At 64.6% G+C, this 12479-nt stretch carries 11 protein-coding genes; 9 read left to right on the top strand and 2 right to left on the bottom strand.

From position 1 onward, the window contains the following. Nucleotides 1-18 precede the first annotated feature (18 nt). The 8 genes from pilQ to BTJ49_RS02870 all read left to right on the top strand — a co-directional run bounded on the left by pilQ (nt 19) and on the right by BTJ49_RS02870 (nt 10897). Nucleotides 19-2226 (top strand): type IV pilus secretin PilQ, encoded by a 2208-nt coding sequence (gene pilQ, locus BTJ49_RS02905; protein ID WP_240601701.1) that lies wholly within the window; start codon nt 19-21, stop codon nt 2224-2226. A gap of 168 nt (nt 2227-2394) precedes the next feature. After that, nucleotides 2395-3390, top strand: a complete 996-nt coding sequence (locus BTJ49_RS02900) for a MoxR family ATPase (RefSeq protein ID WP_113063831.1) — start codon at nt 2395-2397, stop codon at nt 3388-3390. Further along, entirely contained in the window at nt 3387-4343 is a 957-nt protein-coding gene (locus BTJ49_RS02895; protein ID WP_240601700.1) for a DUF58 domain-containing protein, read from the top strand. The genes BTJ49_RS02900 and BTJ49_RS02895 overlap by 4 nt, the downstream gene beginning before the upstream one ends. Continuing rightward, on the top strand, nt 4340-4810 hold the full coding sequence (locus BTJ49_RS02890; RefSeq protein WP_168184642.1) for a DUF4381 domain-containing protein: 471 nt from the start codon (nt 4340-4342) through the stop codon (nt 4808-4810). Before BTJ49_RS02895 ends, BTJ49_RS02890 begins: the two co-directional genes overlap by 4 nt. Beyond that, entirely contained in the window at nt 4807-5793 is a 987-nt protein-coding gene (locus BTJ49_RS02885) for a VWA domain-containing protein (protein ID WP_113063828.1), read from the top strand. Before BTJ49_RS02890 ends, BTJ49_RS02885 begins: the two co-directional genes overlap by 4 nt. After that, nucleotides 5790-7748 carry a VWA domain-containing protein gene (locus tag BTJ49_RS02880; protein ID WP_113063827.1) on the top strand — a complete coding sequence of 653 codons (1959 nt, stop codon included), beginning with the start codon at nt 5790-5792 and terminating at the stop codon, nt 7746-7748. Before BTJ49_RS02885 ends, BTJ49_RS02880 begins: the two co-directional genes overlap by 4 nt. A gap of 23 nt (nt 7749-7771) precedes the next feature. Next, on the top strand, nt 7772-9496 hold the full coding sequence (locus BTJ49_RS02875) for a BatD family protein (RefSeq protein ID WP_113063826.1): 1725 nt from the start codon (nt 7772-7774) through the stop codon (nt 9494-9496). A 60-nt stretch (nt 9497-9556) separates the two neighbouring features. Further along, entirely contained in the window at nt 9557-10897 is a 1341-nt protein-coding gene (locus BTJ49_RS02870) for a dicarboxylate/amino acid:cation symporter (RefSeq protein ID WP_205300827.1), read from the top strand. On the opposite strand, the gene BTJ49_RS02865 is transcribed toward BTJ49_RS02870, so the two are convergent. Then, nucleotides 10894-11409, bottom strand: coding sequence for an O-acetyl-ADP-ribose deacetylase (locus tag BTJ49_RS02865; RefSeq protein WP_113063825.1), 516 nt, complete (start codon nt 11407-11409; stop codon nt 10894-10896). The two genes, BTJ49_RS02870 and BTJ49_RS02865, sit on opposite strands and share 4 nt — an antisense overlap. A 98-nt stretch (nt 11410-11507) precedes the next feature. Between BTJ49_RS02865 and BTJ49_RS02860 the strand changes: the two genes are divergently transcribed. After that, nucleotides 11508-11975 (top strand): MarR family transcriptional regulator, encoded by a 468-nt coding sequence (locus tag BTJ49_RS02860; protein WP_240151722.1) that lies wholly within the window; start codon nt 11508-11510, stop codon nt 11973-11975. Between the two features lie 35 nt (nt 11976-12010). Here the strand turns inward: BTJ49_RS02860 and mscL are convergent, their stop codons facing one another. Further along, nucleotides 12011-12415: a large-conductance mechanosensitive channel protein MscL gene (gene mscL / locus BTJ49_RS02855; protein WP_113063823.1), complete on the bottom strand. Its 405-nt coding sequence runs from the start codon at nt 12413-12415 to the stop codon at nt 12011-12013. Between the last annotated feature and the right edge of the window lie 64 nt (nt 12416-12479).

The following is a 12479-nucleotide window of genomic DNA, read 5'->3' as shown; positions in this document are numbered from 1 at the left end:
CCATCGGGGGTGATGTACATGATGACCACAACTATGCATCGTCGAGGCCAGGCCATGGTTGCCTTCCGAAACAGCGTTTTCGCTCTGTTGTCGCTGCTTGCGTTGAGCTTTGCCGGCTCCGCCTGGGCCACCAGCACGCTGAAGGACGTCACTTACCAGACGCTGCCGGGTGGCCGCGTGCAGTTGAACATGCAGTTCGACGGCGCTCCGCCGCAGCCGAAGATCTTCACCACCAGCACGCCGCCGCGCATCGCGGTGGATCTCGACGGCATCAGCAACGGGGTCAGCAAACGTCATTTCGACGTCGGCACCGGTGCGACGTCGGGCTACTCGGTCGTGTCGGCAGGCAATCGTACGCGAGTGGTCGTGGAGCTGTTCCGTGCCGCGAGCTATCACGCCGATGTGGACGGCAATGATCTGGTATTGACCGTGAGTAACGGTGGTACGGACAGTTCGTCCAGCAGTGCGGTGGATGCCGATCCGACAAAACAGGTGCAATCGGCGAATGCTGTCCAGGTCTCGAATGTGGACTTTCGTCGAGCGGCAAATGGCGGAGGTAAGGTGCTGATCAGTTTCACTGGCAGCGGTGCCGATGTGAATCTGCAGCAGGAAGACGATCGCGTCACGGTGCAGATGAACAACGTCGTTGTTCCGGACAAGTTTGCGAAGACGCTGGATGTGACGGATTTCGCCACGCCGGTGCAGAGCATGAGTACCCATGCGACGGCCAGCGGCGGACAGATGGTGTTGCAGGTGCATGGCGATGTCGATACGTCGGCCTATCAGAGCAACAATCAATACGTGGTCGACATCACGCCAAAGAAGGCTTCGAAATCAGATAAGCCGAAACCTGGCGAGGCCCCGGTATACAGCGGTAAGCGTGTGACGTTCAACTTCCAGAACATTCCGGTGCGCTCGGCCTTGAATCTTCTGGCTCAGGTGTCCGGTCTCAACATCGTCGCGGCGGACAGCGTGAGCGGAAGCGTGACCGTGCGCCTGGTCAACGTGCCGTGGGATCAGGCGCTGGACGTGATCATGCGCGCGAAGGGGCTGGACAAGCGTCGCAACGGTAATGTCATCTGGATTGCGCCGCAGGAACAGATCGCCAAATACGAGCAGAATCTGGCCGAGGCACGACTGAAGTCCGAAGCGCAAGCGGAACTGGTGACGGCGTATATACCCATCAGTTACGGCAAGGCTTCGGATATTGCTCAACTGCTGACGCAAAAGAGCTTGCAGAGCAGGGGTGGTGGAGCTGGTGCGGGTGGCGAAAGTGGTAGTCGCGGTTTCCTTTCTCCCCGCGGAAGCGTTTCCTACGACGAGCGCACCAATACACTACTGATCAACGATACGCCGGAGAAGATCAAACAGATCCGCAATCTGGTGAGTATTCTTGATCGTCCAGTCAAGCAGGTGCTGATCGAGTCCCGCATCGTTGCGGCAACCGATTCCTTCACGCGTGATCTTGGTGTGAAGTGGGGCGCTTTCGGGGTCAAGAACAACAATGGCAATACACTTTCGCTGGGTGCGGATGGTTCTAATGCCGTGGATACAGGGCTCCAAAATCGTGCAACCAACGTCTCGGTTCCGACGCTGAGCACCAGCGGGACCAATGGTTTCAATGTGAACTTGCCTCTCAGTTCGTCGCCAACCGGCAGTCTTGGCCTGGCGGTGTTGGGTTCCAACTATCTGCTTGATCTTGAACTGTCGGCGGCGCAGTCCGAAGGGCAGACGGAAATCATCTCCAGCCCGCGGGTGATCACGGCCAACCAGCAGGAAGCGCTGATCCGTCAGGGTCAGGAAATTGGTTACGTCACCTTCCAGAACTCGGGTGCCGGCGGTGGTACCGGTAATGCCACTGTGCAGTTCAAGGACGCAGTGCTGGAGTTGAAGGTCACGCCGACGATCACCGCGGACAAGCGCGTGTACCTGAAGATCAACGTCAAGAAGGATGCTCTGGCCGGTTTCGTGGCCAGCCCGGGTGGTGGTCAGGTTCCGCAGATCGATACGCGAGAGATCAACACCTCCGTCCTGGTCGACAATGGGCAGACGGTCGTGCTGGGCGGTATCTACGAGATCACCAAGAACAATAATGTGGCCAAGGTTCCCGGCTTGGGAGATATTCCCATTCTTGGCTATCTGTTCCGCTCGCATAACCACACCAACAACAAGGCCGAGCTGCTGATCTTCGTGACACCGAAGATTCTCAGCGAGACCGGACGCTGAGGCGTCTCGAAGGAACAGGAAAAGGCGGCCGCAAGGCCGCCTTTTCGTTTGTGGCGAAGCGCGGCGCTAAACTTTCCGGGTCGATCGCTGTCCCAAGGCCGTGCCTGGCGATGCATACGCAATGCCCATCCACGCATATCCGACATACGCAGGAGGTTCGCGCCCGTCATGAGTCAGACTGAAACTGGTCCGGAAATCGATCTTCAGCAGTCTTTCGCGGAGCTTCGGGAGGAGCTTGCGAGTGCGATCATCGGGCAGCCGGAACTGGTCGAAAGCCTGCTCATCGCGCTACTGGCGGATGGCCATCTTCTGGTCGAGGGTGCGCCGGGGCTGGCGAAGACTACAGCCATCAAGGCATTGGCAGCACGCATCGAGGCGGACTTCCATCGTGTGCAGTTCACGCCGGATCTGTTGCCGGCGGACCTGACCGGCACCGACATTTTCCGTCCGCAGAGCGGCAGCTTCGAGTTCGAGCGCGGTCCGTTGTTCCACAACATCGTACTGGCCGATGAGGTAAACCGAGCGCCGGCCAAGGTGCAGTCCGCGCTTCTCGAGGCGATGGCGGAGAGGCAGATCACCATCGGCCAGCGCAGTTGGCCATTGCCCGACCTGTTCCTGGTCATGGCCACGCAGAATCCGATCGAACACGAAGGTACCTTCGCGTTGCCCGAGGCGCAGCTGGATCGCTTCCTGATGCACGTCACCATCGGATATCCGGATGCGGAGGCCGAGCTGGCGATTCTCGAACTGGCACGTGCACAGAGCCGGGAAGCCCTGTCCGTACCGAAGCCGGTTCGGCGGCTGCTTCATCAGAATGACGTGTTCGCGGCGCGGCGTGCTGCGCTGGATGTGCACATGGCTCCGGCTCTGCAGCGCTATTTGACCGAACTGATCCTGGCCACGCGCGATGCCGCTCGCTATGACCCGGAATTGGCGAGCTGGATCGAATGGGGCGCCAGTCCGCGCGGCACGATTGCATTGGATCGTTGCGCCCGGGTGCACGCCTGGTTGCAGCGGCGTGACTATGTTCTGCCGGAAGACGTGCATGCCGTGGCGCCCAACGTGCTTCGGCATCGGGTGTTGATCAGCTATGAGGCTGAGGCAGCCGGCGTGAATCCCGATAACGTGATCGCGCGTGTGCTGGAGCGCGTGCCGCTGCCGTGAGCGCTGCGATGAACTCGGTGCGGAAAGCCGACGCGGCGGACGGGATCACCCGGATCTCGCTCGATGAATTGCTGGCGCTGCGACGACAATTGCCGCGCCGTCTCGCGCCGCCTATCGATCGGGTACATGCATCGCGGGCAGGTTCTCACGCAGCTTCGCTGCGCGGACGCGGCATGGATTACCGGGAATCGCGGGCGTATCAGCCTGGCGATGACGTGAGGCGGTTGGACTGGCGTCTTACGGCACGCAGCGGAGAACTGCATACCAAACTCTTTCAGGAAGAGCGCGAACGCAGTCTGGTCGTGCTGCTGGACACACACACGGTCATGCGATTCGGGACCCGGCGCCGCTACAAATCGGTGCAGGCGGCCCGCGCCTGCGCGCTCGCGGCCTGGCTCGGTGTGGCGACGAGTATGCGCGTCGGACTGGCCATGTTCGGCGAGGAGCAAAAGCTTCTTCGGCCACAGGGCGGAACACGCGGAGCGCTCACCCTGTTGCGAGGACTGTGCGGGCCCGAGAATCCGGAGCCGGAAGAGACACGTGTGGAGCCGCTCTCGCAAGCGCTGCATCGCGTGAGGCGCCTGGCGCGCCATGGCAGTCAAGTCTTGCTGATCAGCGATGGAGAAAGCGTCGATGATGACGCGCGTGCAGCCATGGCAGCGCTGCGCCGGCAGGCCAGCATCCGAGTGCTGGTGATCGCCGATGTGCTGGAGAGCACCTTGCCGCCGGCGGGTCGTTATCCGGTGGCCTGGCAGGAAACCGTTCGTACGCTCGATTTGCAGAGTCGTGCCGCACGAGCGCAATTCCGCGAGGCTCTGGGTCGCGCGCCGCGGGCATTGCAGAACCTGGCGCGTGAGTTGCAGATCCCATGCCGCCGCATCGACACGGTGGACGAGCCCATCACGGCGGTTGCGCAACTGCTTGGTATCACGCTGAAGGGGCGGGGAGCATGATGACACCCGGTCCGACGCTGCGTGATATTCACCCCGCACCGCCGCCTTCGTGGTGGCCTCCGGCCTATGGCTGGTGGCTGTTGGCGGTCGTCGTGTTGATATTGATCGCAGGCGCAGTGCTGTATATGAGCCGAAGGGTGCGCCGGCGCCGCCGCTGGCGGATGATCCACGATGAACTGCTGGCGCTGCGGGAGCAGTATCCGCGGGAAGGCCGTGCCTGGCTGGCGGCGGGCCTCTCGGCGTGGCTGCGCCGAGCGGCGCGTCTGCACGACCCGCGTGCGGCGTCGCTGCAGGGCGAGGCATGGGATGCACATATCGGCGCGTGCGCGCCGCGTGGCCTGGATACAGCGCCGTTGCGGGTTTTGCGCACGGCACTGTACGAGCGTGAACCGAGCTTCGACGCGGAGGCCTCGCTGGCGGCCGCGGAGCGGTGGCTGCGACATGTCGTGTCGAGGCGAGTGAAATGATCGGTTTCGTCTGGCCGTGGCTGTTCGTGCTGTTGCCGTTGCCGTGGGTGCTGCGCCGTTGGCTGCCGGCGCAGGCGCCCGTTCGTGCCTTGCGGCTTCCGCATCGTGCATTGCCGCCGTCTCTGGCGCAGACGAACGACGCCCGAGCAAGTTTGCGTGGGCGCGGACTGCTTTGGACGCTGGTCTGGTGCCTCTTGCTGATCGCGGCCGCGCAGCCGCAATGGATCGGGCCGCCACAGCCGCTGGAGCGGTCCGGGCGGGGCGTCATGCTGGCGGTGGACATGTCCGGCAGCATGAGCCTGCGCGATATGCGGCTCGGCGGCGTGCCGGTCAGTCGATTCGGTGCCGTGCGCGCGATCGCAGGCGACTTCATCGATCGGCGTGAGGGTGATCAGGTGGGTTTGATCCTGTTCGGCACGCGTGCCTATCTGGTGACTCCGCTGACCTACGACCTGGATGCGGTTCGCGCGCAGTTGCGCAATGTGGCGGTGGGATTGGCCGGGCGTAATACTGCCATCGGCGACGCCATCGCCGTGGCCGTGCGCCGTCTGCGCAAGCTGCCCGGTGACGAGCGCGTGCTGGTGCTGCTCACGGATGGCGTCAACACGGCTGGAAGCATCTCGCCGACGGACGCGGCCAAGATCGCCAAGGCCGCCGATGTTCGCATCTACACCATCGGCATCGGTGCGGCGCAGACCAGCCCGCTCGATTTGTTCGGCAACGCCCTGGGCGGCGATCAGAGTCTGGATGTGGGGATGCTGCGCCGCATCGCGTCGATGACCGGTGGGCACTTCTTCAGGGCCACGGACACGCACGAACTCGCACAGGCGTACCGTGCGATCGACGCGCTGGAGCCGACGCTGAAAGGCAATGTCATGCGCCGACCGCGGCAGCCCTTGTACCCGTGGCCCTTGGGCGCGGCCATGGCGCTGGCGCTGCTGGCCTGGCTGGGTTCCATCCGCCGCGAGGAGGCCACAGCATGAATGCGCTGCATGCCCTGCATTTTCTTCGCCCGTGGTGGTTGCTGACCCTGGCCGCTCTTCCCGTGCTGCCATGGCTGGTGCAGCGGAGCGGGCAGAGCGCCGCGCTGCGCCGCCTGGTGGATGCCGCGTTGCTGCCTCATCTTGTCGAAGGCGGAGCACATCGGCGTTGGGTGCTGCTGGCGGCCGTGCTGGCCGCATGGACCCTGGCGGCGTTGGCCCTGGCCGGCCCCACCTGGGAACGCATGCCACAGCCGGTCTTCATGAATCAGCGCGCGCAAGTGGTGGCCGTGTCGCTGTCGCAGCGCATGCTGGCGACGGACGTGAGCCCCGATCGCATGACCCGCGTGCGCTACAAGGTCCATGCGCTGCTGCAGGCCAACAAGGGTGGACAGAATGCGCTGATCGCCTATGCCGGCGAGTCGTTCACCGTGGCGCCGCTAACGGCCGATGCCGGCGCACTCGGAGAGCTGCTGAACGCATTGGCACCGGACGTGATGCCGGTCCAGGGCGACGACATGAGTAGCGCCATTCACCGTGCCACCCGTCTTCTGAAGGGCGCGGGCGTGCATGATGGCTCCATCGTGGTGGTCGACGATCATGCCAATGTGCAGGCGATTTCCGCGGCCCGCGCAGCGCATGCAGCGGGCATGCGTGTATCGGTACTGGGGGTGGGCACCGTCAAGGGGGCGCCGGTGCCGCAGGCGCGCGGCGGATTCGAACGGACCGGCAACGGGCAGACATTGATGGCCAAGCGCGATGATGCTTCGCTGCGCGCAGTGGCCCAGGCCGGCGGAGGACGATACGTGCCCATGCAGGCCGACAACGCCGACATCCAGGCGCTGGCGTCGCAGTTGCGCACCCAATCGGGACCGCGTGACACACGCCAGCATGCACAGACGTGGCGGGATCGCGGTCCCTGGCTGCTGCTTCCGGTGCTGTTGCTGGCGGCCTTCGGTTTCCGGCGCGGCGTACTGCTGATGTTGCCGTTGCTGTTGCTCTCGGGCTGGTCGTTGCCGGTGCGGGCGCAGGCAACGACTTGGCAGAACGCCTGGCACACGCGGGACCAGCAGGCTGCGAAAGCACTGGCCGAGGGGCATGCCCGCGAAGCGCAGAAGCTGGCGCAGGACCCCGCATTGCGCGGTACAGCCGCCTATCGCGCGGGGGATTACCGTACGGCAGCGAAGTCGTTCGCGCAGGCGAAAGGTGCGCAGAACGAGTACAACCGCGGCAACGCCCTGGTGCACATGCACCGCTATCAAGAGGCGATCAAGGCCTACGACCAGGCGCTGGCCGCGGATCCCGGTCTGAACGATGCGCGCACCAACCGGAAGAGCGTGCAGGACTGGCTGCGCAAACAGCGCAAGTCGCAGGGAAACGGTCAGGGCGAACAGCGCGATCAGGGCGGAAAAGGGGGCGGTGCCTCACCGCAGAACGGTCAAAGCGGGCAGGCCAAGAACGGTTCCGGTTCCTCGCATCGCGCGCAGGATCAGAGCAAGTCGCCGAACGATCATGCGCCGTCGCATGGGGCCAAAGACAATCCATCCGGCAAGGGGCAGCAGAAGGGCAGCGCCTCCGACGCACAGCGTGCGAGGGATGCTGCACAGGGCAAGGGCAAGGGCAAGTCGGGGCAGGATGCTTCGAAAGAACAGCCGTCCAGGGCTTCGCAGTCACAGGACAAACAGGCCGAGCGCCGCGCACAGCAGGCTTTGAAGAAGCGCATGGACGCCCAACTGGGCAAGACCCGGAGCGGGGCGCAGAAGGCGTACGCGCTGGGCACGCGGCCGAAGGATGCATCCGGGCAGGGCAAGTCGCTGCCGCAGGCCATGCAACAGGCTTTGCAGCGCGTGCCGGATGATCCCGGTGGCCTGCTTCGACGCAAGTTTCAGCTGGAATACCAGCGTCGTCAGCAACGCGGCGACGGTGCCGCGCAGACCGATACGGGCGGGAGTGACTGAGCGTGAACAGACCGTTGCGACGAATGATCGGAGCGATTGCATTGACGTGGCTGGTGATGGTGGCGGCAGCGATGGCCAGCGGCGTCACGGCGACACTGGACCGCGATCAGGTGGCGCTGGGCGACACGGTCACGCTGACGTTGCATTCCAGCAATGGGTCGATTTCGTCGCCGGACTTGTCACCGCTGCACAAGGATTTCCAGATGCTCGGGCAGACCCGTGGCGCCACCGAGAGCTGGATCAACGGCAAAGCGCAGTCGCAGTACACGCTTTCGATCACATTGCGTCCGCTGCATGCCGGCGCGTTGCGGATCCCGGCGCTGGATGTGGGCGGGCAGCGCACTTCACCGCTGACTTTGCATGTCAGCGATGCGCCTGCACAGGGCGTCGGTCATGCCGGCGATCCCGCCTTTCTCGAGGTCACGCCCAGCACGACGAACCCGTATGTCGGCCAGCAGATTGCGCTCGATGTGAAGCTCTACTACGCCGCGTCGATGCTGGACGGCAATCTCACGCCGCCGAACGTGGATCACGCGCAGGTGCAGACACTGGGCCGCGATCAGCGCTACCAGACACAGCGCGGCGGGCGCACGTACGGTGTGATCGAGCGTCATTACGCGATCATTCCGCAGAAGGCCGGCACGCTGAATGTGACCCCGATCGTGTTCCGCGGGCGCACGGTGGACAGTTCGGGCATGGGTGATTTCTTCGGTACGGCGCGCACCATCGGCGCCCAGTCGAAGGTGATCGAACTGCATGTGCGGCCGCGTCCAGCGGGAGCCGGCAACGGTCCCTGGCTGCCTGCGCGTCAGGTGGAGTTGAATCTCAGTGGTTTGCCCGCGAGTGGGAAGGTACAGGTGGGCGAGCCGGTCACGGTCACGCTGCAGGAAGGAGCGACCGGGTTGCCCGCTGAATTGCTGCCCGAGCCGACGCTGCCGGATATTCCCGGCGCCGATGTCTATCCGGATCAGACGCAGGATGTCAGTCGCAACAACGGGCAGTGGATCACCGGTTCGCGCTCGCGCGGTTTTGCCATCGTGCCGAATCGCGCCGGAATACTGAAACTTCCGCCGATCACATTGCGCTGGTGGAACACGCAGACTGATCGCGAGGAAACCGCGAAGATTCCTGCACATATCCTGACCGTGGTCGCCGCGGCGGCGACGAGCTCGTCCACAGGAACTGCTTCGCCGGCGCCTGCATCCAGTGCCGCCGCATCGACGCCGGCCCCGGCCGGGACCACGTCGAAGACACCGTCGGTGGCCGTGCAAAAAGTACCGGCAGCGCGTGATACGACGTGGCGCTGGGTCGCGCTCGCTAGCGGGGTACTGTGGCTGCTCAGCGCGCTGGCGGTCGCGGCATGGTGGTGGTGGCGTCGCGGCAATGCGCAACGCAAGCGTACTGTCGATGCGGATGAGCGAGGCGGTCGTGCCAGGACTTTGCGCAATGCTTTTCTCGTCGCGGCGCGCAGCGACGACCTGGATGCGGCTGCGCATGCGTTGCTGCGTTGGGCGCGGGCCGAGCGGCCGGCGATCCGTCATCTGCAGGACCTGGGCGCGCAGCTGGACGATGCGGCGCAGGTCGAGGCCATCGCGCGACTGCAACGCAGCCGTTACGCCGTCGATGGGGAAGCATCCGTGGCCCGTGGCAGCCTGGCGCAGGCTTTCCGGGCCGGTTTCGCCTGGCGCAAGGCTTCCGGCGGCAAGACGACGAGCGTGCTGCCGCCTTTGTATCCGCCTTCGCGCTGACGCCCACGCTGCCGTCGCAACGGGTAGACTCGGTCAGGGAAATCCTGACGGAGTGATTTGATGTCGAGTCCCGGAAACGCAGCGGGCGCGTCCCGTCGCGGCCTGCCGCTGCACACGCAGATGCTGATCGGTTTCCTGATCGGCGCGCTGGCCGGTCTGGCCTGTTATGCCCTGGCGCACGACGCGCCCTGGCTGGAAGTCGTGATCGGTTACGTTACCCAGCCGGTCGGCGATCTGTTTCTGCGCTTGCTCTTCATGCTGGTCGTGCCGCTGGTGTTCTCGGCACTGGTGCTCGGCGTGGTGGAGATCGGCGATCCGCGCTCCCTGGGGCGTGTCGGCCTGAAAACGCTGGTGTGGATTCTGGGCGTGACCGCCGTGGCGGTGACCATCGGTCTGATCCTGGTCAACGTGTTCCGGCCCGGTCAGGGCGTGCCGCATGAAGTGGGCGAGCAGCTGCTGGCGGAGGCCGGTCATCGCGCCAGCGAGATCGCCTCCAAGCGCGAGGCGATTTCCGCGCGCGAAATGCTGCTCGGCATCGTGCCCCTGAATCCGGTGCGCGCGGCGGCCGACGGCAATCTGCTCGGGTTGATGTTCTTCGCCCTGATGTTCGGCATCGCCGCAGCCGTGGTGCGCAGTGAGGGCACGCGCACGTTCGTCGGCACCATGCAGGGCGTGTACGACATCAGTCTGCGGCTGATCGAGTGGGTGATTCGCGTCGCGCCGTACGCGGTCGCTGCGCTGCTGTTCACGCTCACTGCCCGGCTGGGCTGGGATGTGCTGCTGCAACTGGCGCGATACGTGGGTGTGGTCCTGCTGGCGCTGGTGCTGCAGTGCTTCGTGGTGCTGCCATTGCTGGTGCGCTATCTCGGCGGGATGCGGATCGGACGCTTCTTCCGTGGCGCGGAAACGGCGATGGTGACGGCGTTCTCGACTTCGTCCAGCAGCGCCACGCTGCCGACGACGCTGCAGGCGGCCGAGCGCCGTCTTGGCGTTCCGCGTCGCATCAGCCGCTTCGTGTGCACACTGGGGGCGACCGCGAACATGAACGGCACGGCGCTGTACGAGGGCGTCACGGTGCTGTTCCTGGCGCAGTTCTTCGGTGTCGACCTGTCGTTCGCGCAGCAGTTGCTGGTGCTGCTGATCTGCGTGCTCGGCGGTGTGGGCGCGGCCGGTGTGCCGGGTGGCTCGCTGCCGGTGATCGCGATGATCCTGGGCATGTTCGGCATTCCGCCGGAGGGCATCGGCCTGGTGCTCGGCATCGACCGGCTGCTGGACATGTCGCGCACGGCACTCAACGTGACCGGCGATCTGGCGGCCGCCGTGGTCATCGCACGGGGTGAGGATGTCGAACCGCTGGACGACAGCATTCCGTCCGCGCTCGAGTCGGTCGAGGGCGATTAGGCGTTCAGGGCCCGCTGCCAGGCCGCATCGACGGCGTTGTCGAAGCTGCACAGCACGATGCGGATGGCGTGCCCGGTACCGGTTTCGCGCAGCGTATCGACCGCGATCCGCGCAGCGTCGTCCAGCGGGTAGCCGTACGCGCCGCAGCTGATCGCCGGGAAGGCGAGATGGCGGCATCCGTGTTCGATCGCCAGGCGCAGGCTGTTGCGATAACTGGCGGCCAGCAGCGCAGACTCCTGTTGGTCGCCTCCGCGCCAGACTGGCCCGACCGTATGGATCACATGGTGCGCAGGCAGGTCGAAGCCGGGGGTGATGCGAGCTTCTCCGGTCGGGCAACGTACACCGGGGCGAATTTCCTCGATATCCCGGCAGGCTGCCAGCAAGCGCGGTCCGGCTGCACGGTGGATGGCGCCGTCCACGCCACCGCCGCCGAGCAGGGTCGGATTGGCGGCATTGACGATGGCGTCGAGTTCCAGCGTGGTGATGTCGGCGCGTTGGCGGATGAGCTCCATCGATTCCTGTCCTGCTGAAAACGAGAGGGCCGGCAATGTCGTAGACTTGGCTTCAGCATCGTACATCTACTTTTTCGACTATGACGACCATCCGGGACATGTCCATCGGCTACCTGCTCAACGACGTCACGCTGCTTTTTCGCAAGCATTTCGATCGTCGAGCGACACGCTTCAACCTCACGCGTGCGCAGTGGCGTGCGCTGAAATGCCTGCACATGCGGCAGGGCATCCGGCAGAGCGAGCTGGCTGAATTCCTGGAGATGGAGGCGATCGCCGTGGGCCGTGTCATCGACCGCCTGCAGGCGGCCGGATTCGTCGAGCGACGCGCGGATCCCAACGACCGCCGCTGCTGGCGCCTGTATCCGACCGAGCGTGCGAACGCGGTGGCCGAGGACATGGAAGAGATCGCGCACGGTCTGCGCGAGGATGCGACCCGCGACATCGACATGGCGGATCTGCAGCACATGATCGACGTGTTGACGCGGATCAAGGAGAACCTGCAGGCCCTCGACGGTGGCGCCGAGGCGGATGCGGCGATCCTGCCGAGCAGCGCGCAGAACCGCTAGCCCGCCGACGCTTCGACGCCGACGGGCCTTTGGGGTCAGGATTTTTTCAGCAGATCGCGGATTTCGGTCAGCAATTGCACATCCGCCGGCGGCGCGGCGGGTTCGGCCGGCTTTTCCTCTTCCTTGCGCTTGAGACGGTTCATGACGCGGATGACCAGGAAGATGCTGAAGGCGACGATCAGGAAGCTGATGACGTTGTTGATGAACGTGCCGTAGTGGATTGCGACCTCGCCCTTGCCGTCCGCGCCCGCGGCGTGCAGCACCCATTTCAGTTTGGAAAAGTCGATGCCGCCGGTGATCAGTCCGACGGGCGGCATGATCACATCGCTAACCAGCGACTTGACGATGGTGCCGAACGCGCCGCCGATGACGATGCCCACGGCCATGTCCACGACATTGCCCTTTACGGCAAATTCCTTGAACTCGCTCATCATGCCCATGTGCTTCCCCTCCGCTGTGATGAAACCCCTGTAGTCGACAATGTACCGCAGACGTGCGCGGCTG

Origin of the sequence: Oleiagrimonas sp. MCCC 1A03011 (assembly GCF_003267965.1) — a bacterium.
Taxonomy (GTDB): domain Bacteria; phylum Pseudomonadota; class Gammaproteobacteria; order Xanthomonadales; family Rhodanobacteraceae; genus Oleiagrimonas; species Oleiagrimonas citrea.
Note: the sequence above shows the minus strand (reverse complement) of the source record. Positions and strands in the feature narration are given on the sequence as shown.